Source organism: Methylobacterium sp. BTF04, from assembly GCF_010692745.1.
Classification (GTDB): Bacteria; Pseudomonadota; Alphaproteobacteria; order Rhizobiales; family Beijerinckiaceae; genus Methylobacterium.
Genome location: NZ_JAAHTB010000017.1, coordinates 56,751 through 79,131 on the forward strand (window position 1 = coordinate 56,751; position 22,381 = coordinate 79,131).

Sequence of the window (22,381 nt, forward strand, 5' to 3'; positions counted from 1 at the left end):
CCCTCTCCCGTGTGCGGGAGAGGGTTGGAAAGGCTCAGACCTCGACCACCTGGACGTGGCAGGCGGGCTTCTTGCCCCAGACCTCGTTGACGGCCGAGCGCATGGCGCGGTCGACGGCCTTCTCGACGGCTTCGGCATCGCGGCGCTTGGCCTTGGACAGGCCGCTCAGGGTACGGGTGACCGCCTCCACAACCGTGTCGAGCATCGGCACGCCGGTCCGGCCGCGATTGGGCAGGCCGATGATGTCGATGGCGGGCTCGCCCAGAACCTCACCCTGCTCGTCGATGGCGATGGCCACCGAGATCAGGCCGGCCTGCGCCAGCTTGCGGCGCTCGGGAATGGCCCGATCCTTGGCATCGATGAGCACGTTGCCGTCCTTGAACAGGCGGCCGGCCTTGACGTGATCGACGATCTCCGGCGTGCCGGGGGCGAGGCGCACGACGCTGCCGTTGCGGGCCTTGACCACGTTGGGCACGCCCTGGGCAAGGGCGAAGCGCGCGTGCTCGTCGAGGTGCAGGGCCTCGCCATGGACGGGAATCGCCGTCTGCGGCCGGGTCCAGGCGTACATCTCGGCCATCTCGTCGCGCCGGGGATGGCCCGAGACGTGGACGAGCTTCGTCCGATCGGTGACCACCTCGATGCCGGCATTGATGAGGTCGTTGATGATCGACCCCACCGCCCGCTCGTTGCCCGGAATGGCACGCGAGGAGAAGATCACCCGGTCGCCGGCAGCGAGGGTCACGTCGGGATGGTCGTCCCGCGAGACCCGGGCGAGCGCGGCGCGCTCCTCGCCCTGCGAGCCGGTGAGCAGGGCCACCACCTTGTCGCGCGGCAGGTATCCGTAGGCGTCGGCCGAGCGGAACTCGGGCAGGCCGTCGAGGAAGCCGCATTCGCGGGCGACCCCGATGACCCGGTCCATGGCGCGACCGACGGCGACGACCTCACGGCCACAGGCCTGGGCGGCCTCGGCCACGGCCCGCATGCGGGCGACATTGGAGGCGAAGGTGGTGACGGCGACCCGGTGCGGCGCATTCGAGATCAGTTCGCGCAGGGTGGCGGCGACCTCGGCCTCGCTCGGGGACCGGCCCTCGCGCACGACATTGGTCGAATCGCTGATCATGGCGAGGATGCCCTCGTCGCCCAGCGCCCGGAAGGCGGACTCGGAGGTCACGTCGCCGAGGATCGGGGTCGGATCGAGCTTCCAGTCGCCGGTATGGAGCAGCAGGCCGTGCGGCGTGCGGATCGCGACGGCGTTCGACTCGGGGATCGAGTGCGACACCGGAATGTACTCGATCTCGAACGGACCGACGGTGACGCGGCGTCCGGCCTGGATCTCGCGCAAGGTCACCTTCGGGGCGCCCGGCTCGCTCAGGCGACGGGCCTCCAGCAGGTTCTTGGCGAAGCGCGTGGCGTAGACCGGCGCCTTCAGCTTGGGCCACAGCTCACCGATGGCGCCGATATGGTCCTCGTGCGCGTGGGTGATGAAGATCGCCAGCAGATCGTCCTTGCGCTCCTCGATGAAGCTCAGATCGGGGAACATCAGGTCGATGCCCGGGAAGCCTTCTTCCCCGGCGAAGCCCATGCCGCAATCGACCATGATCCACTTGCGGCGCTTGGCCGGCCCGAAGCCGTAAAGCGCTGCGTTCATGCCGATCTCGCCCACGCCGCCGAGCGGCACGAAGACGAGTTCGTCTTGCCCTGTCGTCATTGTCACTTAAACCTCAAGCCGCCGTCGCGGCCGTTCCCAGATGCACCTCGCCCGCCGTCACGGTCCGTCGCGTCCCATCATCCGATCGGACGACGAGCCGCCCCGCCTCGTCGATCGTCTCGAAAATTCCGTGCACCCTCGCGTCGCCGATGCGCACCGTCACGGGTGCGCCGATCCCGGCGGCTTGATCGAGCCAGCGCGCGCGGACATCGGGGAAGCCCCTGCCGCGGCGCCAGAGTCGCGCGGCGTCGACGATCCCGTCCGTCAGATGGACGAGCAGATCCTCGGCGCGCGTGTCGTGCTGCATCTGCCTGAGGCACGTCGCAGCATAAGGCAAGCCCTTCGGCGCCGCAGCGACGTTGACGCCGAAGCCCATCACCACCGAGCGGCGTCCGCCGGGACTCGTCTCCGCCTCCAGCAGAAGACCCGCGAGCTTGGCCCCCGAGGCCAGCACATCGTTCGGCCATTTGAGCGCGACGCCGTCGATTCCTGCCGCCCGGAACGCAGACATCAGGGCGATTCCCGCAACGAAGCCAAGGGTCGGAACGTCGCCCGGATCGACGTCGTCTACCGGCCAGAGCAGGCTCGCGGTGAGGTTTCCGGGCAGTGACGCCCACGCATTGCCGCGCCGGCCGCGACCCGCTTCCTGGCGATGGGCGACGATCCAGAGCGGCCCGGCTTCGCCGGCGCGCGACCGTTCCAGCGCCTCGGTGTTGGTGGAGCCGAGAGTGTCGTGGACGTGGAGGCGGTGGCCGTTCTCGCGGGCCAGGCAGCCGAGTCGGTAGCCGTCCAAGGGCTTAACGCCGTTTCCGTCGCGGTGTCTTCACGTTGGCCGGTCCCATCAGATGCGGCAACGCTCTAGAACAGCGACTTGGCCGCAGCGTCGGCAGCACCCCGCAGCGGCGCGGGCAACAGCACGAACAGCACGACGACGACGGTCGACAGGCCGAGCACGATACGCAGGCCCGGGGGCATCGGATCGTAGGGCGCCAACGGCTCGTCGAAATACATCACCTTGACGAGGCGCAGATAGTAGAACGCGCCGACCACGCTGGTGACCACGCCGATGATCGCGAGCGCCACGAGGTTGGCCTCGATGGCGGCGCGGAAGACGAAGTACTTGCCGAAGAACCCGGCCAGCGGCGGGATGCCGGCGAGCGAGAACATCATCGCGGCGAGGCAGAAAGCCAGCACGGGATGGGTGCGCGACAGGCCGGAGAGGTCGTCCAGCGTCTCGAACATTTGGCCGCCGCGGCGCAGGGACAGGATCACCGCGAAGGCACCGAGGGTCATCGCCAGGTAGATGATCATGTAGATCACCACACCGCTGATGCCGGCCTGCGAGCCCGCCGCCAGACCGACCAGGGCGTAGCCGATATTGCCGATGGAGGAATACGCCATCAGGCGCTTGATCGAGCGCTGGCCGATGGCGGCGAACGAGCCCAAGGCCATCGAAGCGATGGCGATGAACACGATGATCTGCTGCCAGATCGCGGTCACGTCGGGGAAGGCGCCGATGAAGATCCGCACGGTCATGGCCACCGCGGCCATCTTCGGCGCCGAGGCGAAGAAGGCGGTGACGGGGGTGGGCGAGCCCTCGTAGACGTCCGGAGTCCACATGTGGAACGGCACGGCCGACATCTTGAAGGCGACGCCCGCGGCGACGAACACGATGCCGAGCACGATACCGAAGCCCGCATTGCCGTCGCTCAGCGCCGCGACGATGCCGGGGAACGAGACGGTGCCGGTGAAGCCGTAGACCAGCGACGACCCGTAGAGCAGCATGCCGGAGGACAGCGCGCCGAGGACGAAATACTTCAGGCCGGCCTCGGTGGAGCGCAGGTTGTCGCGATGGAACGCGGCGATGACGTAGGCGGCCAGGGACTGCAATTCGAGGCCGAGATACATCGCGATGAGGTCGTTGGCCGAGGCCATCACCAGCATGCCGATGGTGCAGAGCAGGATCAGGAGCGGAAATTCGAACCGATCGATGCGCTCGCGCTGGAAATAGTCGCGCGACAGCAGGATCGCGGCGGCCGATCCGAGCAGGATCAGCACCTTCATCACCTTCGAGAAGCCGTCGACGATGAACGAGCCGTTGAGCGTGGTGATCTTGGCGCCCGACTGGGACATCACCACGAACAACGCGAGCACGAGCAGGACCAGCGCGCCGACATTGACGGCCTCCGCCGAGCGCTCGCCCCGGAATGAGCCGTAGAGGATCAGCACGAGCACGCCGACGGCGAGGATCAGCTCCGGCAGGGCGGGCCCGAGCGAGGGCATGACGATCTGAGCGGCGTTCATCGCGGGCAAGCCTTCAGCGCGCGACCGCAGGCACGACGGCCGCGGTCTGCGTGTTCGAGAGCGCGGTCTTCATGCTCTGCATCAGCGCCTCGGTCGAGGGGGCGAAGGTGTCGAGGATGGGGGCCGGATGGACGCCGTAATAGATCGTCAGGGCGACGAGCGGCGCGATGATGATCTTTTCACGGAAATCGAGATCGAGGATGCCCTGCAGGTTGGGCTTCTCGAGCTTGCCGTAGATCACCCGTGCGTAGAGCCACAGGGCGTAGCCGGCCGAGAGGATGATGCCGAACACCGAGAAGAACGCCACGGTGGGGTTGGCGCGGAAAGCGCCCATCATCGCCAGGAACTCGCCGACGAAGCCGGAGGTGCCGGGCAGGCCGACATTGGCCATGGTGAAGACCATCATCGCCGCCGCGTAGAGCGGCATGCGCTTCACGAGACCGCCATAGGCGGAAATCTCGCGGGTGTGCATCCGGTCGTAGACCACGCCGACGCAGAGGAAGAGTGCGCCGGAGACGATGCCGTGCGAGATCATCAGGAACAGGGCGCCCTGGATGCCCTGCGCGTTGAGGGTGAACAGCCCGAGCGTGACGAAGCCCATATGCGCCACCGACGAGTAGGCGATGAGCTTCTTGATGTCGGTCTGCATCAGCGCGATCAGCGAGGTGAAGATGATCGCGACCACCGACAGGGCGAAGACGAACGGCGCGAAGGACTGCGATGCGTCCGGGAACATCGGCAGCGAGACGCGGATGAACCCATAGCCGCCCATCTTGAGCAGGATGCCGGCCAGGATCACCGAGCCGGCGGTGGGCGCCTCCACGTGCGCGTCGGGCAGCCAAGTATGGACGGGCCACATCGGCATCTTCACCGCGAAGGAGGCGAAGAAGGCGAGCCACAGCCAGGTCTGCATCTCCACCGGGAAGCGGGTGTGCAGCAGGGTCGGGATGTCGGTGGTGCCGGCGTGCCAGTACATCGCCATGATGGCGAGCAGCATCAGCACCGAGCCGAGCAGGGTGTAGAGGAAGAACTTGAAGCTGGCGTAGATGCGCCGCTTGCCACCCCAGATCCCGATGATGAGGAACATCGGGATCAGGCCGGCCTCGAAGAACAGGTAGAACAGCACCAGGTCGAGGGACTGGAACACGCCGATCATCGTCGTCTCGAGGACGAGGAAGGCGACGAAATACTCCTTCACCCGCTTGTCGATCGAGAGCCACGACGCACCGATGCAGAACGGCATCAGGAAGGTGGTGAGCAGGATCAGCGGCATCGAGAAACCGTCGACGCCGAGCTTGAACCGGGTGGTCTCGCTCAGCCAGGCATGGGTCTCGATGAGCTGGAAGCTCGCCGTGGTGGCGTCGAACCGCCCCCATGCCACCAGCGACAGCAGGAAGGTGAGGATCGTGGTGGCGAGCGCGGCCCAGCGGGCATTGCGCTTGGTCGCTTCCGTCTCCTCGCCGAGGGTGAGGATGAAGGCCGCACCGCACAGCGGCACGATCAACAGGCCGGAGAGAATTCCGAGGCCGAACATCTAGCGGGGGCTCCCGTTCTTGCGGTCGGGCGTCTGGTCGACGGTCATCAATGCGCGACCTTGGGCAGGCCGGTGAGCATGTACCAGCTGATGAAGGCGGCCACGCCGACGAGCATGACGAAGGCGTAGTGGTAGACGTACCCGGTCTGGAACCGGACGACGCCGCGGGTGACGTCGAGTACGCGGGTGGCGATCCCGTCGGGGCCGAGGCCGTCGATCACCCGGCCGTCACCCTCCTTCCAAAGGAACTTGCCGAAATCCTTTGCCGGCCGGACGAAGATCCGATCGTAGATCTCGTCGAAGTACCACTTGTTGAGCAGAAATTGGTACAGCACCGGCTGCTGCGTCGCGAGCTTACCCGGTAGCTCGGGCCGGCGGATATACATCCAGAACGCGAGGACGAAGCCGAGCACCAGCATGATGAACGGCGAGTAGGACACCCAGGCCGGCACCGAATGGATGTCGTGCATGATGTGGTTGTCGGGGCCGTGCCCGAGGGCGTGACCCCAGAACGCCTCCATGCCCTCGCCGATGAAGCGGTTCTTGAAGATCAGGCCGGCAAACAGCGCGCCGAAGGCGAGGAGCGCCAGCGGGATCGTCATCACGAGGGGGCTCTCGTGCGGTGTGTGCGCATGGTCGTGGTGCTCGATGGCGCTGTGCGATGGCGCCTCGGCATCGTGGCCGTGATCGTCGTGGGCCACACCCTCGTGGTGGCCGTGAGCGCCGTCGGCCTGATGCGCGGAGGCGTGGGCGTCATCGTGGTGGGCCGCTGCGTGCCCGGCCCAGCGCGCCGGTCCCTCGAAGGTGAGGAAGAACAGGCGCCAGGAATAGAACGAGGTCATCAGCGCGGCGATGACGGTGGCGAGGAAGGCGAGGGTATGACCCGGCCGGGTCGAGGCATAGGCCGCCTCGATGATCGCGTCCTTCGAGTAGTATCCCGAGGTGAACGGGAAGCCGATCAGCGCCAGGGTCCCGATCGTCATCATCGCCGTGGTGAAGGGGATGTAGCGCCGCAGGGCGCCCATGTTCCGCATGTCCTGCTCGTGATGCATCGCGTGGATGACTGAGCCGGCGCCGAGGAACAGCAACGCCTTAAAGAACGCGTGGGTGAACAGGTGGAACACCGCGGCCGAATAGGCACCGACGCCGAGCGCCACGAACATGTAGCCGAGCTGCGAGCAGGTCGAGTAGGCGATGACCCGCTTGATGTCGTTCTGGACGAGCCCAATGGTGGCGGCGAAGAACGCCGTGATCCCGCCGATGACCGTGACCACGATAAGGGCGTTGGGCGCCAGCTCGAACAGCGGCGACAGGCGCGCCACCATGAACACGCCGGCCGTCACCATGGTGGCGGCGTGGATGAGGGCGGAGACCGGGGTCGGCCCCTCCATCGCGTCCGGCAGCCAGGTGTGCAGCAGGAACTGCGCCGACTTGCCCATGGCACCCATGAACAGGAGCAGGCAGGCCAGGGTCAGGGCGTTCCAGTCGTATCCGAGGAAGTGGAAGGTCGCGTCCTTGATCTCGGGCGCCCGGGCGAAGATGCCGTCGAAGGCCACGGTCCCGGACAGGACGAAGACCAGGAAGATGCCGAGCGAGAAGCCGAAATCGCCGACTCGGTTGACGATGAACGCCTTCATCGCGGCGGCATTGGCCGAGGGCTTCTCGTACCAGAAACCGATGAGCAGGTACGAGGCGAGGCCGACGCCTTCCCAGCCGAAGAACATCTGCACGAGGTTGTCCGCGGTCACCAGCATCAGCATGGCGAAGGTGAACAGCGACAGGTAGGCGAAGAAGCGCGGCCGGTGCGGATCCTCTTCCATGTAGCCGATGGAGTAGAGGTGCACGAGGGTGGAGACCGAGGTCACCACCACCAACATCACCGCGGTCAGGGCGTCGATGCGGAAGGCCCAGTCGACCACGAGATCGCCGGCGGTGAACCAGGTCGCGACCTGCACGCGGGTGGCGTGCTCCGACCCCGGCACTTCGAGAAAGACGCCCCAGGACAGCAACGCCGAGAAGGCGAGGAATCCGGTGGTGATGTACTCGCACAGCTTGGGCCCGAGCTTGCGGCCGAAGAGGCCGGCCAGCAGGGCGCCGATGAGCGGGAAGAAGACGATCGCGTGATACATCGCTGGCTTGTCCGGCCTCCTGGGCCGCACCGGGTCCGCGCTGCGCGCGAGCCTCGGAACCTGCCCTGTCTTCGTGTCACCGCTCGGGACCGACGCGAGGCGTCGATGCCCGTCCGAATGGTTCTAGGGGCGCTCGCGCCTCAGCCCTTCATCATGTTCACGTCCTCCACCGCGATGGAGCCGCGGTTTCGGAAGAACACGACGAGGATAGCGAGGCCGATGGCTGCCTCGGCCGCCGCCACCGTCAGCACGAACAGGGCGAAGATCTGTCCGGTGATGTCGTTGAGGTAGGTCGAGAAAGCGACGAGGTTGATGTTCACCGCGAGCAGGATCAGCTCCACCGACATCAGGATGACGATGACGTTCTTGCGGTTGATGAAGATGCCGAGCACGCCGAGCGTGAACAGGATCGCGGCGACCGTCAGGTAATGGCTCAGGCCGATCATCGAGATTTCCTCAGGCGCGGCAGTGTCGAACGTCCGCGCATCAGACTTCCACGCCCTGGCGCGAGGGCACCTTGCGGGTCTCCACCGCCATGCCCTGGGTCCGCGCGTTCTGCGTGGCGATGTTCTGGCGCTTGACGCCGGGCCGGTCGCGCAGGGTGAGTACGATGGCGCCGATCATCGCCACCAGAAGCACCAGTCCGGCGAGCTGAAAGTAGAAGACGTAATCCGTGTACAGGACCCGGCCGAGCGCCTGGGTGTTGGTCACCGATTCGGCACTGGCCAGGGGGCCGAGCGGCGCCTGGACCAGACCCGGATCGATGGTCCAGGACCCGACGACGAGCAGGATCTCAATGAGCAGGATCGCGCCGATCAGCGCGCCGATGGGCAGGTATTGCTGGAAGCCCTGGCGCAGCTGCGCGAAATCCACATCGAGCATCATCACGACGAACAGGAACAGCACCGCGACGGCGCCGACATAGACCACCACGAGGATCATCGCGAGGAACTCGGCGCCGAGCAGCACGAACAGGCCGGCCGCGTTCACGAAGGCGAGGATCAGAAACAGCACCGAGGCGACGGGATTCCGCGAGGAGATCACCATGAAGCCAGAGGCGACGGTCATCCCCGCGAACAGATAGAAGAAGGCAGCGGCTGCACTCATGCGATTGTGGAGATCAGTCGCCCCGAGGACGACCCCTTCTGCCGAAATTCTGGCCAGCCCGTGCAGGCCGCCCGTCTATAGAACCCACCTCTGCGGTGCACAACCGCCGAGGCACCCCGCCTTAGCGGTAAGGTGCGTCCAGCGCGAGATTGCGCGCGATCTCGCGCTCCCAGCGGTCGCCGTTCAGGAGCAGCTTGTCCTTGTCGTAGAGAAGCTCCTCGCGGGTCTCCACGGAGAATTCCAGGTTCGGCCCCTCGACGATGGCATCCACCGGGCAGGCCTCCTGGCACATGCCGCAATAGATGCACTTCACCATGTCGATGTCGTAGCGCGTGGTGCGCCGGGTGCCGTCGTTGCGACGCGGCCCCGCCTCGATGGTAATGGCCTGGGCCGGGCAGATCGCCTCGCACAGCTTGCAGGCGATGCAGCGTTCCTCGCCGTTGGGATAGCGGCGCAAAGCGTGCTCGCCCCGGAAGCGCGGGCCCCGGTGCCCCATCTCGAAGGGGTAGTTGATGGTGGCCTTCGGCTTGAAGAAATACCGCATGGCGAGGGCGAACCCCGTCACGAACTCCTTCAGCAGCAGACCCTTGGCGACCTGATCGAGCTTCATGCCGCGATCTCCACTGTGCGTTGCATCATGCCCCCGGCGCGAGACCGGTGAGCTTGAGGACGAAGGCGACGACGACGACCGAGACGAGCGAGAGGGGCAGAAACACCTTCCAGCCCAGCCGCATCAACTGGTCGTAGCGGTAGCGCGGCACCATGGCTTTCACCATGGCGATCATGAAGAACAGGAAGCTCGCCTTCAGCGCGAACCAGATCAGGCCCGGCACCCAGGTGAACGGCGCGAACGGGATTGGCGAGAGCCAGCCGCCGAGGAACAGCACCGTGCCGAGCGCACACATGGTCATGATCGCCACGTACTCGCCGAGCATGAACAGCAGGTAGGGCGTCGAGGAATACTCGACCATGTAACCGGCGACCAACTCCGACTCGGCTTCCGGCAGATCGAAGGGAGGGCGGTTGGTCTCGGCGAGCGCCGAGATGAAGAACACGATGAACATCGGGAACAGCCACAGCCAGTACCAGCCGAGGATGCCGAGCGAGGTGTCCTGCGCCATGACGATGCGCGAGAGATTGAGCGAGCCGGCACAGAGCAGCACGCAGATGATCACGAACCCCAGCGAGACCTCGTACGAGATCATCTGGGCGGCCGAGCGCAGCGCGCCGAGGAAGGCGTATTTCGAGTTCGAGGCCCAGCCGCCCATGATGACGCCGTAGACGCCCAGACTCGAGATCGCGAAAATGTAGGTGATGCCGACATTGAGGTCGGCGATGGCCCAACCCTCGGCGAGGGGGATCACCGCCCAGGCGGCCAGGGCCAGGGTGGCGAAGACCAGGGGGGCGAGCAGGAAGATCGCCTTGTTGGCGCCGGCCGGAATCACCGGCTCCTTCAGCACGAATTTCAGCAGATCGGCGAAGGACTGGAACAGGCCCCAGGGCCCGACCACGTTGGGGCCGCGCCGCAGCTGCACCGCCGCCCAGATCTTGCGATCGGCCAGCAGCGCGTAGGCGATGAAGACCAGCAGCAGCGCCAGGAGCACGAAGCTCTTGAACGCCAGCAGCAGGACGGTGCCGAGGACTTCCCAGAAGGTCATCGCAGGAAATCCCTATTCGGCGGCTTCGAGGCCGCGCACGCGGGCGAGGCTCGAGCATTCGGCGAGCACCTTGGAGGCGCGGGCGATCGCGTTAGTGAGATAGAAATCGGGCACCGTCGGCGCGAAGGCGGTCCGGACCGGCTCGCCGCCGAGACCCGCCAGGGTATCGACGGTGGCCACCAGATCCGCCGGCGCCACCGCGTCGAGGGCGGCGAAATGCGGATGCTCGGCATAAAGCGCGCGGCGAAGAGCCCCGAGCGAATCGAACGGCAGCCGCTTGCCGAGCACGTCCGAAAGCGCGCGCAGGATCGCCCAATCCTCGCGGGCATCCCCCGGTGGGAAGCCGGCGCGATTGGTCATCTGCACGCGGCCTTCGGTGTTGACGAAGGTCGCGCTCTTCTCGGTGTAGGCCGCGCCCGGCAGCACGACGTCGGCGCGGGTGGCGCCGCGATCACCGTGGGTGCCCTGGTAGACCACGAAGGCGCCGGCACCGATCTCGATTTCGTCCGCGCCGAGATTGAACACCACGTCCAACGCGCCCGGCTCAGCCATGGCGCCGACGTCGAGGCCACCCTCCCCCGGCACGAAGCCGAGATCGAGGGCACCGACCCGGGCCGCCGCCGTCTGGAGCACGGCAAAACCGTTCCAGTCCGGCGTCACCGCGCCGACGGCCTTGGCGAGGTTGGCCGCCGCCGACAGGATCGCGGCGCCGTCGTCCCGCGCCAGGGCGCCGATCCCGACGACGACGAGGGGGTGGCTCGCGGCCTTCAGCACGTCGGCAAAGCTGTGCTTGCCGGCGACGAGTTCGGCCAGAGTGTCGGGGCCGGCGCCGAGATAGGTATGCGGGTAGGTCAGATCGACCGCCTCGCCGATCACGCCGACGGCGAGCGGCCCCATGCGCCAACGCTTGCGGATGCGGACGTTGAGCAACGAGGCTTCGAGGCGCGGATTGGTACCGATCAGCAGGATCGCATCCGCCTGCTCGATGCCCGGTATGGTCGGACCGAAGGTGTAGGCCGCCCGACCCCAGGCGGGATCGAGCTTTTCGCCGGCCTGCCGGCAATCCAGATTGGTCACGCCGAGCGACGCCATCAGCGCCTTCAGCGCATAGGTCTCCTCGACGCCGGCGAGATCGCCGACCAGCGCACCGATGCGCTTCGGGTCGCTCGCTTTCACCTTGCCGGCGATGGCGGCGAACGCCTCACCCCAGGAGGCCGGACGCAGGCGGCCGTTCTCGCGGACGTACGGCCGGTCGAGACGCTGGGCCCGCAGGCCGTCGACAGCGTGGCGGGTCTTGTCGGAGATCCACTCCTCGTTGATCGCCTCGTTGACGCGCGGCTCGATCTGCATGACCTCGCGGCCCTTCGAATCGACGCGGATCGCGCAGCCCACCGAATCCATCACATCGATGGATTCGGTCTTCGACAGTTCCCAGGGCCGCACCTCGTAGCTCTGCGGCTTGTGGACGAGCGCACCCACCGGGCACAGGTCGGCGACGTTGCCCTGAAGCTCGGAGCCCATGGCGGATTCGAGGTAGCTCGTGATCTCCATGTCCTCACCGCGCCCGATAGCGCCGAGGTCCGGCACGCCGGCGACTTCGGCGAGGAAGCGGACGCAGCGGGTGCAATGGATGCAGCGGTTCATCGCCGTGCGCACCAGCGGACCGATGTATTTCTCTTCGACGGCGCGCTTGTTCTCGCCGTAGCGCGTCGAGTCGACGCCATAGGCCATCGCTTGGTCCTGCAGGTCGCAATGGCCGCCCTGGTCGCAGATCGGGCAATCGAGCGGGTGGTTGATGAGGAGGAATTCCATCACCCCCTCGCGGGCCTTCTTCGTCGTGCCTGAGCGCGTCAGTACCTCCGGCGGCTCGCCGTTGGGGCCGGGCCGGCAATCCTTCACCGCATAGGCGCAGGAGGCCACGGGCTTCGGCGCACCCTTGAGCTCGACCAAACACATCCGGCAATTGCCGGCGATGGACAGCCGCTCGTGGAAGCAGAAGCGCGGGATTTCCGCGCCTGCGATCTCGCAGGCCTGAAGCAGCGTGTAATCCGCCGGCACGTCCACTTCGATGCCGTCAACGATGAGCTTGGTCATGCGGTCATCTCAGAGTTCGGCACTGAATTTTCGATCGTCATCCCACGCAAAACCTCATCCTGAGGCACGAGGCAATGCCGAGCCTCGAAGGAGCACTCCAGACATCTCCGAGCGTTCTGGAGCCCTCCTTCGAGGCCGCTTCGCGGCACCTCAGGATGAGGTTGAGAATAGGCAAAGGTCATCGACGCTACTCCGCCGCCATCCGCACAGGATCGGAATGCGGGTTGGCGCTGTAGCGGTCGATCCGCTTTTCGATTTCCGGCCGGAAGTGCCGGATCAAGCCCTGGATCGGCCAGGCCGCGGCATCGCCCAGGGCGCAGATGGTGTGACCCTCGATCTGCTTGGTGACGTCGAGCAGCATGTCGATCTCGCGGCGCTGGGCCCGGCCCTCGGCCATGCGCAGCATCACCCGCCACATCCAGCCGGTGCCCTCGCGGCACGGCGTGCACTGACCGCAGGATTCGTGCTTGTAGAAGTATGCGATGCGGGCGATCGCCGAGACGATGTCGGTGGACTTGTCGAGGACGATGACCGCCGCGGTGCCGAGGCCGGAGCCGAGGTTCTTCAGCGTATCGAAGTCCATCTTGGCGTCGATGATCTGCTCGGCCGGCACCAGCGGCACCGACGATCCGCCGGGGATCGAGCACAGCAGATTGTCCCAGCCGCCGCGCATGCCGCCGCAATGCTTGTCGATGAGCTCGCGGAAGGTGATGCCGAGTTCTTCCTCGACGTTGCACGGCGTGTTGACGTGGCCCGAGACGCAGAACAGCTTGGTGCCGGTGTTGTTCTTGCCGCCGAGCCCCGCGAACCAGGCGCCGCCGCGGCGCAGGATCGTGCCCGCAACCGCGATGGATTCGACGTTGTTCACCGTCGTCGGGCAGCCATACAGGCCCATATTGGCCGGGAATGGCGGCTTGAGGCGCGGCATCCCCTTCTTGCCCTCGAGGCTTTCCAGCAGCGCCGTCTCCTCGCCGCAGATATAGGCGCCGGCGCCGTGATGGACGTAGATGTCGAACGGGTAGCCGTGGACGTTGTTCTGGCCGACGAGGTTGGCCGCATAGGCCTCGTCGACGGCCTTCTGCAGAGCGTGCTTCTCCGCGACGTATTCGCCGCGGATGTAGATGTAGCAGGCATGCGCCGCCATCGAGAACGAGGCCAGCAGACAGCCCTCGATCAGAAGGTGCGGATCGTGCCGCATGATCTCCCGGTCCTTGCAGGTGCCGGGCTCCGACTCGTCGGCATTGACCACGAGGTAATGCGGCCGCCCATCGGATTTCTTGGGCATGAATGACCATTTGAGGCCGGTCGGGAAGCCGGCGCCACCGCGCCCGCGCAGGCCCGACGCCTTCATCTCGTCGATGATCCAGTCGCGGCCCATTTCCAGCAGAAACTTGGTGCCGTCCCAGGCGCCACGTTGCTTGGCCGCGTCCAGTCCCGGCGAGTGCAGGCCGTAGAGGTTCGTGAAGATGCGATCCTGATCGGAGAGCATGTCAGTTCCTCTTGTCGGACGGCACGGGCTCGCCCTCGGTCGCCCCGGAGGCGATGGGCTGGGGCGGCGGCTCGCTGCGCGGCAGGGACGATTGCGTGCCGGCTTCGGCACCGGCCGCCTCGGCTTCGGCGACGACCGTCGCGGCGGATTCGGATTTCGACGTGGACTTGGCCGACGAATCCGTTCGATCGGCGGCATCCGCCGTGTCGCTCGGCTTCACCGGCGTCTCACCGGCCGCGTTGCGCTGGGCCGGCGCATCCGTCTTCGGTGTGTGCTCAGCCCGTCCGGCATCGGGCTTAGCCGGCTTCGGGTCGGACGCCGCGCGCTGCTCGCTCGAGGCGGCCTCGTCCTGGCCCTTCGCTTCGTCGGCCTTGTCCTCGAACCGCTTGCGCCATGCGCCGACGCGGGACCCGTCGAACAGGGTCGCGTCGGTGAGCGTGTCGGCGCCGCCCTTCGGCTCCGACGAGGTGCGGCCGACCTGCGAGCCGATCTTCACCGGGCGCCCGGCCGCCAAATCGTCCATCAGGGCGTTCAGCGAGTGGGGCGTCAGGTCCTCGTAGTAATCCTGGTTGATCTGGACCATCGGCGCGTTGCAGCACGCTCCCAGGCACTCGACTTCGAGCCAGGAGAAGTTGCCGTCGGCACTGACATGGCCGGGCGCTCCGAGGCGTCCCTGGAGCATGTCCTTCAACTCGCGCGCGCCGCAGGAATCACACGGCACGGTTCCGCAAAGCTGGATCCAGAACCGGCCCACCGGTTCGAGGGCGAACATCGTGTAGAACGTCGCGACTTCGAGCACGCGGATATGCGGCATGCCGAGTTCGTCGGCCACCGCCTCGATCGCCTTCTGCGGCAGCCAGCCGCCATTCTGCTCCTGCGCCTTCCACAGGAGCGGGATCACCGCGGAGGCCTGCCGGCCCTCAGGATACTTTTCGATCTGGCCCTTGGCCCATTCGGCGTTCTCCGACGAGAACGCGAAGTGTTGGGGCTGCTCGGAGGCGGGGGCGAGTCTGCGGTTCGCCATATCTAGTTCTGGTCCTGATCGGAATTGGGCTGATCGTCAGGACCGGCAACGCGACAGGCCCAGTTTGCATCGATTGGTATCGCTTTGTTCCGTTTGCGCTCCCACTCAGGCGTGTTCTCGCAGACACAGGTTCCATCCGACAAGATGAATAGCTCGAATCCTGGGATTTCAGCATTGGTTATCATTCGAAACCGATCAGGCAACCGATTGAGCCGAGTGTAATCGTCACAATTCAACGCAGCCGCTTCGGAACTCGAAGTGTTGAAAGATAAAATTGCGGCTAACGCTATCGTTGACCTCACCGGTCCACCTCACCGAACACGATGTCCAGAGTGCCGAGCACGCAGGAGACATCGGCCAGCATGTGGCCGCGGCACATCCAGTCCATGGCCTGGAGATGGGCGAAACCCGGAGCGCGGATCTTGCAGCGATACGGCTTGTTGGTGCCATCGGCGACGAGATAGACGCCGAACTCGCCCTTGGGTGCCTCGACCGCGGCATAGACCTCGCCGGCGGGGACGTGGAAACCCTCGGTGTAAAGCTTGAAGTGGTGAATCAGCGCTTCCATCGAGCGCTTCATCTCGCGGCGCGGGGGCGGTGCGAACTTGCCGTCCAGGGTGGCGATCGGCCCCTGACCGGCCGGCTCGCGCAGCTTGACGCAGCACTGCCTCATGATCTTGGCGGATTCCCGCATCTCTTCCATGCGGATGACCTGGCGATCGTAGGTGTCGCCGTTCTTCCCCACGGGGATGTCGAATTCCATCTCCTCGTAGCACTCGTAGGGCTGCGATTTACGCAGATCCCATGGAATGCCGGAGCCGCGCACCATCACGCCGGAGAAGCCCCAGGCCATGGCCTCGTCCACCGTGACGATGCCGATATCGACGTTGCGCTGTTTGAAGATGCGGTTTCCCATCACGAGGTTATCGAGATCGTCGACCACCTGCAGGAAGGGGTCGATGAACGCCTCGATATCGTCGATGAGCGCAGGCGGCAGATCCTGGTGGACGCCGCCGGGCCGGAAGTAATTGGCGTGCAGACGCGCACCGCTGGCGCGCTCGTAGAAGATCATCAGCTTCTCACGCTCTTCGAAGCCCCACAGGGGCGGCGTCAGCGCGCCGACATCCATCGCCTGCGTGGTGACGTTGAGGAGGTGGGAGAGGATCCGGCCGATCTCGCAGAACAGGACCCGGATGAGCTGAGCCCGGCGCGGCACGGTGAGTCCGAGCAGCTTCTCGATGCCGAGGCAGAACGCGTGCTCCTGGTTCATCGGCGAGACGTAGTCGAGCCGGTCGAAATACGGCGTCGCCTGCAGGTAGGTCTTGTGCTCGATCAGCTTTTCGGTGCCGCGATGAAGCAGACCGATATGCGGGTCGACCCGCTCGACGATTTCGCCGTCGAGCTCGAGCACGAGGCGCAACACGCCGTGCGCGGCCGGGTGCTGAGGCCCGAAGTTGATCGCGAAGTTGCGGATATTGTGCTCGGTCATGGCCTCGCTCCGCTGCTCAAGCCGACTTCTTCTCATCGCCCGGAAGCACGTAGTCGGTGCCCTCCCACGGCGACAGGAAGTCGAAGTTCCGGAATTCCTGCGTCAGCTTCACCGGCTCGTAGACGACCCGGGCTTCGTCCTGATCGTACCGGACCTCGACGAAGCCGGTGAGCGGGAAATCCTTACGAAGCGGATGCCCTTCGAACCCGTAGTCGGTGAGCAGGCGCCGCAGGTCCGGATGTCCCGAGAACAAGATTCCGTAGAGATCGTAGGTCTCGCGCTCGAACCAATTGGCCGCCGGGAACACGTCGATCACCGAAGGGACAGCGGTCTGGTCGTCGGTCTGCACCTTGATCCGGATACGGCTGTTATGGCGCAGCGAAAGCAGGTGGTAGACCACGTCGAAGCGCTTTGCGCGGGCCGGATAATCGGCGCCGCACAGGTCGATGAAGCAGCGGAAGGCACAGGCCGGATCGTCGCGCAGATAGGTCAGCGCGTAGACGATGTCGCTCGCCTGGACCACCAGCGTCAGTTCGCCGAAGGCGATGCTGCGCTCGACCACGGCGGGCCCGAGAGCGCCGCCGACATGGTCGCTCAGCGCCAACAGGGCGTCCGCGCCCGAAGGCGCGGCGGTGTGGGGGAGGATCGTGATGCCGTTGCTCATGGCTTAGGCCTCAGCGCTCGATCGTGCCGGTGCGGCGGATCTTCTTCTGGAGCAGCAGCACACCATACAGCAGCGCCTCCGCGGTGGGCGGGCAGCCCGGAACGTAGATGTCGACCGGCACAACCCGGTCGCAGCCCCGCACCACCGAATAGGAATAGTGGTAGTAGCCGCCGCCATTGGCGCAGGATCCCATGGAGATGACGTAGCGCGGCTCCGGCATCTGGTCGTAGACCTTGCGCAGGGCCGGGGCCATCTTGTTGGTGAGCGTACCGGCGACGATCATCACGTCGGATTGCCGCGGCGAACCGCGCGGCGCGAAGCCGAACCGCTCGCAATCGTAGCGCGGCATCGACATCTGCATCATCTCGACGGCACAGCACGCCAATCCGAAGGTCATCCACATCAGCGAACCGGTACGGGCCCAGTTGATGAGATCGTCGGTGGAGGTGATCAGGAAGCCGCGGTCGGCCAGTTCGCTGTTGATCGACAGGAAGGTCGGATCGTCGGCACCGATCGGCCGGCCGGTATTGGGATCGATGATCCCCTTGGGGGCCGGCGCGATGGCCGGGGCGCGGGAGAGGTCGGGGCTGAAGGCCATCGGTTTCTCGGGATCAGGCTTCGGACAATGCGGCGGATCGACAACGATTCGGGATCGCTAGTCCCATTCGAGGGCGCCCTTGCGCCACTCGTAGACGAAGCCGACGGTCAGAACGCCGAGGAAGGCCATCATCGACCACATGCCGAACCAGCCGAGCTCTCCGAAGGTGATCGCCCACGGGAACAGGAAAGCGACCTCGAGGTCGAAGATGATGAACAGAATCGCCACGAGATAGAAGCGCACGTCGAACTTCATGCGGGCGTCGTCGAAGGCATTGAAGCCGCACTCGTACGCCGAGAGCTTCTCCGGATCGGGGCTGTTATAGGCCACCAGAAATGGCGCCACGAGGAGCGCCGCCGCGATGAACAGCGACACGCCGATGAAGACGATGAGCGGCAGGTAATCCGCCAGAAGACCGGTCATGGACGACCTCTCGTGCTCGCAGGCAAGCGCCGCGCCCTGTGCACTTCCGGCGAGATGGAATTGCTCCAATGCCAGACTGCGCTGGCCGGAGGCTTAGACGAGCCCCCGAGGGAGAACAAGGGCATCGTGCGTCGCACAAATTCGGGCATGCAACCGACATAGGCCGCGCCCCCCACACGGCAACACGACCGATCCGCACAAGCGACGCCGCGCCACGTGCGCGGCCGCTTTCTTGCACAGCAGCGGGGGACTTTCATGCGGGTCCAGCCGCGAAACGGTCAGCGTTCGAACGGCCAGGGCCCAGGATTGCGGGGACATCTTGGGCCAAATCCGAAACGCTGGTGGCGCGGGATGGACTCAAGGAACCATAACCTTGGCCGTTGGTTTCATTCATGTCCCACTCAGGCCGGATCGCGTTAGGTCGGCGCAACATTCGACCTCATAGGAGACACTTCGTGCGCATCGCTCAGATTGCCCCGCTGTCGGAAGCCGTCCCCCCGAAGTTCTATGGCGGCACCGAGCGCGTCGTCTCCTGGATCACGGAAGAACTGGTCCGCCAGGGCCACGATGTCACCCTCTTCGCCAGCGGCGATTCCGAGACGTCGGCCAAGCTTGCGGCCTGCACGCCCGAAGGTTTGCGCCTGCTCGGCTACCGCGATCACACCGCGAGTCACCTCGCCATGCTGCATCAGGTGCACAAGCGGGCGCACGAATTCGATGTGCTGCACTTCCACGTCGACCTGCTTCAGTATCCGATGTTCGAGGACCTGAACCACAAGTGCCTCACGACCATGCACGGTCGTCTCGACGTGCCCGATTTCATGCCGGTCTACCGCACGTTCACGGGCATGCCCCTGGTGTCGATCTCCGACAATCAGCGCGATCCGATGCCCAAGACCGTCAATTGGCTGTCCACCATCCATCACGGCCTGCCGGCGCAGAACTGTCCGTTCTACCCTGAGGCCAAGGGCGGCTACCTCGCCTTCCTCGGCCGCATCTCCCCCGAGAAGCGTCCTGACCGCGCCATCGAGATGGCGATCCGGTCCGGGGTGAAGATCAAGATCGCCGCCAAGGTCGACAAGGCCGATCAGGATTACTGGGACGAGGTCATCGAGCCGATGATCCACCACCCGCTGGTGGAATACATCGGCGAGATCAACGAGGAACAGAAGAAGGACTTCCTCGGCAACGCCCTGGCGCTCGCCTTCCCGATCGATTGGCCGGAGCCTTTCGGCCTGGTGATGATCGAGGCGATGTCGGCCGGTACCCCGGTGATCGCGTTCCGCAAAGGCTCGGTTCCGGAAGTCATCGCCGATGGCGTGTCGGGCGTGCTCTGCGACTCGATGGATGATGCCGTCGCGGCCGTCCACACGGTCAAGACCATGAGCCGCGCTGGGGTTCGCCGCCATTTCGAGACCCAGTTCACCGCCGAGTGCATGGTCCGCAAATACGTCGCGGCCTATGAAAGCCTGATCGCGAAACATGCCGAGGTGATCAAGCTCCCGCATGCCGGGGCGTTCTCATCGCATTACGGTGAGTTGAATGGCTCTTCGCTGCCGTCGATCTCGGTCGCGGCGATGCCGGCCTGAAGACGGCCGACGACACGATCGGCACCGGGCTTGCAAAGACGCAGCCGGGCAGGTTGGCGTCGTACGATTGCCGTACTAACTCTGCCTTCTGAAGGCCGCTGCGTCGCTCTTGCGACCGGCGGCCTTTCGATTCGCGATAGTGACGGCGCGCGACATCACCGACGCGCGATTCGGCACACATTCAAGCACACGCATCTGGAGACGCTCGGGCATGGCGGCAGACAGCACCACGGCGACCCCTCAGGGATCCGACGCCACTCCGGACACCCGGTTGACCCAAGGTTTCCAGGACGCCGACGATGTTCTGCCGCAATACCATATCGAGGCTCAGACCTCCCTCGTCGAACGTCCCCTGCGGTCGCTGAAGTACGGCGAGGCTTTCGCCGTCCTCGACAGCTACGGCGATATCGGCGTGCTGCCCGGGCCCGAAGGGTTGTATTTCCAGGACACGCGCTTCCTCTCGCGCCTGCACGTCACCATCGAGGACCAGCGCCCGCTGCTGCTCTCGTCCGTGATGCAGGACGACAACGGCGCGCTCAGCGTCGACATGACGACCCCGGACATCCGCATCGATGCGCATGACGAGACCACGATCCCGCGTGAACTGATCGCCATCGAGCGCACAAAGTTCCTGTTCCGCGGCGCGTGCTACGACCGGATCGGTCTGCGCAACTACGATTCACGCCCCTGGCGGCTCCGGGTCGGGGTGACCTTCGACGCGGATTTTAGAGACCTGTTCGAGGTCCGTGGCATGGATCGGACGGCGCGCGGCAAGCGCAGCGTTCAGGTCGCGAACGAGTCCGAGGTCCAGTTCCGCTACGTCGGACTCGACGAGATGGTGCGCACCACGAGCCTGCATTTCGGGCCGAAGCCGAAGCACATCGAGCCGGGCCGGGTGGAATTCGAAGTCTCGCTCCCGCCGGGCGGGCGGGCCTCATTGTTCATCCGCACGGTCTTCGAATCGCACCGGGCCTATACCAGCGCTCCGGCCGCCGAGAAGGTCGGCGAGGATGCCGCGGCCGGTCTCTCGCACGCCGCCGGCAGCAGCGCCACGGCCCGTCACCCCAAGGGCCTCGCCGAGGGCGTGATCTTCGCTCGCGCCTATCGGGATTCGCGCCGCGACCTGCGGGCCCTCACCGCCGGCATCACCACGATCATCGCGTCGAACGACCAGTTCAACGAAGCCGCATGCCGCGCCACCGCCGATCTCTACATGCTGGCAAGCCGCACGCCGGAAGGGATCTACCCCTTCGCCGGCATCCCCTGGTATTCCACGGTGTTCGGCCGCGACGGCATCATCACGGCGATGATGGCCCTCTGGGTCGACCCGAATTTCGGCAAGGGCGTGTTGCGCTATCTCGCCTCGACCCAGGCCAAAGCCATCGACCCCGCGGCGGACGCGCAGCCCGGTAAGGTCCTGCACGAGACCCGGCGCGGCGAGATGGCGATGCTCGGCGAGGTGCCGTTCCGCCACTATTACGGGACCATCGACGGAACGCCGCTCTTCGTCATGCTGGCGTCCGAATATTACGCCGTCACCGGCGACATCGAGACCATCCGCACGATCTGGCCGGCCCTCGAGCTCGCCCTCGAATGGATGAACAAGTACGGCGACCGTGACGGCGATGGCTTCGTCGAATACGCCCGCGACACCGACAAGGGCCTGGAAAACCAGGGCTGGAAGGACAGCCACGACTCGATCTTCCACACCGACGGGACCCTCGCCAAGGGACCGATCGCGCTGTGCGAGGTGCAGGGCTACGTCTACGCCGCCAAGAACGGGATGGCGAAGCTCGCCACCCTACTCGGGCACGATGCGATGGCCGAACGCCTGACGCAGGAGGCCCGCGCGCTGCGCGAGACTTTCGACAAGGCGTTCTGGTGCGAGGCGATCGGGACCTACGCCCTGGCGCTCGACGGCGAGAAGCGCCAGTGCGCCGTCCGCTCGTCCAATGCCGGCCACGCCCTGTTCACCGGCATCGCCCTGCCGGAGCGCGCCGCCAGTGTGGCCGCCAACCTCCTGTCGAAAGATGGCTTCAACGGGTGGGGCGTGCGCACGATCGCCCGCGGTGAGGCACGCTACAACCCGATGTCCTACCACAACGGCTCGATCTGGCCGCACGACAACGCCCTGATCGCCATGGGGCTCGCCCGCTACGACCTGAAGGCGGAGGCCTCGCGCATCTTCGAGGGCATGTTCGACACCGCCCTGTATCAGGACCAGAAGCGGCTGCCGGAATTGTTCTGCGGCTTCATGCGCAGACACCAGCGCGGGCCGGTCTCCTACCCGGTGGCGTGTTCGCCTCAGGCTTGGGCCGCTGCCGCCCCCTTCGCGTTCCTGTCCGCTTGCCTCGGTCTCGAATTGCAGCACGATCGCAACCGCATCCGCCTGCGCAACCCGACCTTGCCGGCTTTCCTCGACGGGGTTTCGATCTTCAACCTGAAGCTCGGCGAGTCGCGGATCGATCTGCGGTTCCAGCGCTACGGCGGCGACGTCACCGTCAACGTCCTGCGCCGCACCGGCGACGCCCAGGTGAGCGTGGTCAAATAGTCCACGAGAGGGCAGCCCAA

At 65.7% G+C, this 22,381-nt stretch carries 18 protein-coding genes; 2 read left to right on the plus strand and 16 right to left on the minus strand.

Going from position 1 to position 22,381, the window contains the following annotated elements; genetic code table 11:
• Positions 1-34: 34 nt before the first annotated feature.
• From G3T14_RS12390 to G3T14_RS12465, 16 genes are all read right to left on the minus strand, one after another.
• Positions 35-1,708, minus strand: a complete 1,674-nt coding sequence (locus G3T14_RS12390) for a ribonuclease J (protein WP_163642855.1) — start codon at positions 1,706-1,708, stop codon at positions 35-37.
• Positions 1,709-1,721: 13 nt separating this feature from the next.
• Complete coding sequence (locus G3T14_RS12395; protein ID WP_163642856.1) at positions 1,722-2,501, minus strand: biotin--[acetyl-CoA-carboxylase] ligase; 780 nt, start codon at positions 2,499-2,501, stop codon at positions 1,722-1,724.
• Between the two features lie 65 nt (positions 2,502-2,566).
• Positions 2,567-4,012, minus strand: a complete 1,446-nt coding sequence (gene nuoN / locus G3T14_RS12400) for an NADH-quinone oxidoreductase subunit NuoN (RefSeq protein ID WP_163642857.1) — start codon at positions 4,010-4,012, stop codon at positions 2,567-2,569.
• A 13-nt stretch (positions 4,013-4,025) separates the two neighbouring features.
• Complete coding sequence (locus tag G3T14_RS12405) at positions 4,026-5,546, minus strand: NADH-quinone oxidoreductase subunit M (protein WP_163642858.1); 1,521 nt, start codon at positions 5,544-5,546, stop codon at positions 4,026-4,028.
• A 47-nt stretch (positions 5,547-5,593) separates the two neighbouring features.
• Positions 5,594-7,675, minus strand: a complete 2,082-nt coding sequence (gene nuoL, locus G3T14_RS12410; RefSeq protein ID WP_163642859.1) for an NADH-quinone oxidoreductase subunit L — start codon at positions 7,673-7,675, stop codon at positions 5,594-5,596.
• A gap of 140 nt (positions 7,676-7,815) precedes the next feature.
• Positions 7,816-8,121, minus strand: a complete 306-nt coding sequence (gene nuoK, locus G3T14_RS12415) for an NADH-quinone oxidoreductase subunit NuoK (RefSeq protein WP_163642860.1) — start codon at positions 8,119-8,121, stop codon at positions 7,816-7,818.
• Between the two features lie 40 nt (positions 8,122-8,161).
• Entirely contained in the window at positions 8,162-8,782 is a 621-nt protein-coding gene (locus G3T14_RS12420; RefSeq protein ID WP_163642861.1) for an NADH-quinone oxidoreductase subunit J, read from the minus strand.
• Positions 8,783-8,903: 121 nt separating this feature from the next.
• Positions 8,904-9,392, minus strand: a complete 489-nt coding sequence (nuoI, locus tag G3T14_RS12425; protein ID WP_163642862.1) for an NADH-quinone oxidoreductase subunit NuoI — start codon at positions 9,390-9,392, stop codon at positions 8,904-8,906.
• Between the two features lie 25 nt (positions 9,393-9,417).
• Positions 9,418-10,440 (minus strand): NADH-quinone oxidoreductase subunit NuoH, encoded by a 1,023-nt coding sequence (gene nuoH / locus G3T14_RS12430; RefSeq protein ID WP_163642863.1) that lies wholly within the window; start codon positions 10,438-10,440, stop codon positions 9,418-9,420.
• A gap of 12 nt (positions 10,441-10,452) precedes the next feature.
• Positions 10,453-12,534, minus strand: a complete 2,082-nt coding sequence (gene nuoG / locus G3T14_RS12435; RefSeq protein ID WP_163642864.1) for an NADH-quinone oxidoreductase subunit NuoG — start codon at positions 12,532-12,534, stop codon at positions 10,453-10,455.
• A gap of 187 nt (positions 12,535-12,721) precedes the next feature.
• On the minus strand, positions 12,722-14,023 hold the full coding sequence (gene nuoF, locus G3T14_RS12440) for an NADH-quinone oxidoreductase subunit NuoF (RefSeq protein ID WP_163642865.1): 1,302 nt from the start codon (positions 14,021-14,023) through the stop codon (positions 12,722-12,724).
• Position 14,024: 1 nt separating this feature from the next.
• Complete coding sequence (gene nuoE, locus G3T14_RS12445; RefSeq protein ID WP_163642866.1) at positions 14,025-15,047, minus strand: NADH-quinone oxidoreductase subunit NuoE; 1,023 nt, start codon at positions 15,045-15,047, stop codon at positions 14,025-14,027.
• A 298-nt stretch (positions 15,048-15,345) separates the two neighbouring features.
• The gene (locus G3T14_RS12450) at positions 15,346-16,536 is read right to left on the minus strand and encodes an NADH-quinone oxidoreductase subunit D (protein WP_163642867.1); all 1,191 of its coding nucleotides are present in this window, start codon (positions 16,534-16,536) and stop codon (positions 15,346-15,348) included.
• Between the two features lie 16 nt (positions 16,537-16,552).
• Positions 16,553-17,200: an NADH-quinone oxidoreductase subunit C gene (locus G3T14_RS12455; RefSeq protein ID WP_163642868.1), complete on the minus strand. Its 648-nt coding sequence runs from the start codon at positions 17,198-17,200 to the stop codon at positions 16,553-16,555.
• A 10-nt stretch (positions 17,201-17,210) separates the two neighbouring features.
• A complete protein-coding gene (locus G3T14_RS12460; RefSeq protein WP_056089118.1) occupies positions 17,211-17,798 on the minus strand; it encodes an NADH-quinone oxidoreductase subunit B in 588 nt (195 codons plus the stop codon).
• Between the two features lie 57 nt (positions 17,799-17,855).
• Positions 17,856-18,221: an NADH-quinone oxidoreductase subunit A gene (locus G3T14_RS12465; protein ID WP_055879124.1), complete on the minus strand. Its 366-nt coding sequence runs from the start codon at positions 18,219-18,221 to the stop codon at positions 17,856-17,858.
• 455 nt (positions 18,222-18,676) lie between these two features.
• On the opposite strand from G3T14_RS12465, the gene G3T14_RS12470 reads away from it, so the two are divergent.
• Entirely contained in the window at positions 18,677-19,810 is a 1,134-nt protein-coding gene (locus tag G3T14_RS12470; protein WP_163642869.1) for a glycosyltransferase family 4 protein, read from the plus strand.
• Positions 19,811-20,021: 211 nt separating this feature from the next.
• The gene (locus G3T14_RS12475) at positions 20,022-22,361 is read left to right on the plus strand and encodes a glycogen debranching N-terminal domain-containing protein (protein WP_204262825.1); all 2,340 of its coding nucleotides are present in this window, start codon (positions 20,022-20,024) and stop codon (positions 22,359-22,361) included.
• Positions 22,362-22,381: the final 20 nt, after the last annotated feature.

Excerpts from the sequence above, each read along its gene's own strand:
- G3T14_RS12455 (WP_163642868.1), bottom strand. The coding sequence starts at position 17,200 with ATGAGCAACGGCATCACGATCCTCCCCCACACCGCCGCGCCTTCGGGC.
- G3T14_RS12390 (WP_163642855.1), bottom strand. The coding sequence starts at position 1,708 with ATGACGACAGGGCAAGACGAACTCGTCTTCGTGCCGCTCGGCGGCGTG.
- nuoI (WP_163642862.1), bottom strand. The coding sequence starts at position 9,392 with ATGAAGCTCGATCAGGTCGCCAAGGGTCTGCTGCTGAAGGAGTTCGTG.
- nuoH (WP_163642863.1), bottom strand. The coding sequence starts at position 10,440 with ATGACCTTCTGGGAAGTCCTCGGCACCGTCCTGCTGCTGGCGTTCAAG.
- G3T14_RS12465 (WP_055879124.1), bottom strand. The coding sequence starts at position 18,221 with ATGACCGGTCTTCTGGCGGATTACCTGCCGCTCATCGTCTTCATCGGC.
- nuoE (WP_163642866.1), bottom strand. The coding sequence starts at position 15,047 with ATGGCGAACCGCAGACTCGCCCCCGCCTCCGAGCAGCCCCAACACTTC.
- G3T14_RS12475 (WP_204262825.1), top strand. The coding sequence starts at position 20,022 with ATGGCGGCAGACAGCACCACGGCGACCCCTCAGGGATCCGACGCCACT.
- nuoF (WP_163642865.1), bottom strand. The coding sequence starts at position 14,023 with ATGCTCTCCGATCAGGATCGCATCTTCACGAACCTCTACGGCCTGCAC.
- G3T14_RS12460 (WP_056089118.1), bottom strand. The coding sequence starts at position 17,798 with ATGGCCTTCAGCCCCGACCTCTCCCGCGCCCCGGCCATCGCGCCGGCC.
- nuoN (WP_163642857.1), bottom strand. The coding sequence starts at position 4,012 with ATGAACGCCGCTCAGATCGTCATGCCCTCGCTCGGGCCCGCCCTGCCG.
- G3T14_RS12450 (WP_163642867.1), bottom strand. The coding sequence starts at position 16,536 with ATGACCGAGCACAATATCCGCAACTTCGCGATCAACTTCGGGCCTCAG.
- nuoL (WP_163642859.1), bottom strand. The coding sequence starts at position 7,675 with ATGTATCACGCGATCGTCTTCTTCCCGCTCATCGGCGCCCTGCTGGCC.
- G3T14_RS12405 (WP_163642858.1), bottom strand. The coding sequence starts at position 5,546 with ATGTTCGGCCTCGGAATTCTCTCCGGCCTGTTGATCGTGCCGCTGTGC.
- nuoK (WP_163642860.1), bottom strand. The coding sequence starts at position 8,121 with ATGATCGGCCTGAGCCATTACCTGACGGTCGCCGCGATCCTGTTCACG.
- G3T14_RS12420 (WP_163642861.1), bottom strand. The coding sequence starts at position 8,782 with ATGAGTGCAGCCGCTGCCTTCTTCTATCTGTTCGCGGGGATGACCGTC.
- nuoG (WP_163642864.1), bottom strand. The coding sequence starts at position 12,534 with ATGACCAAGCTCATCGTTGACGGCATCGAAGTGGACGTGCCGGCGGAT.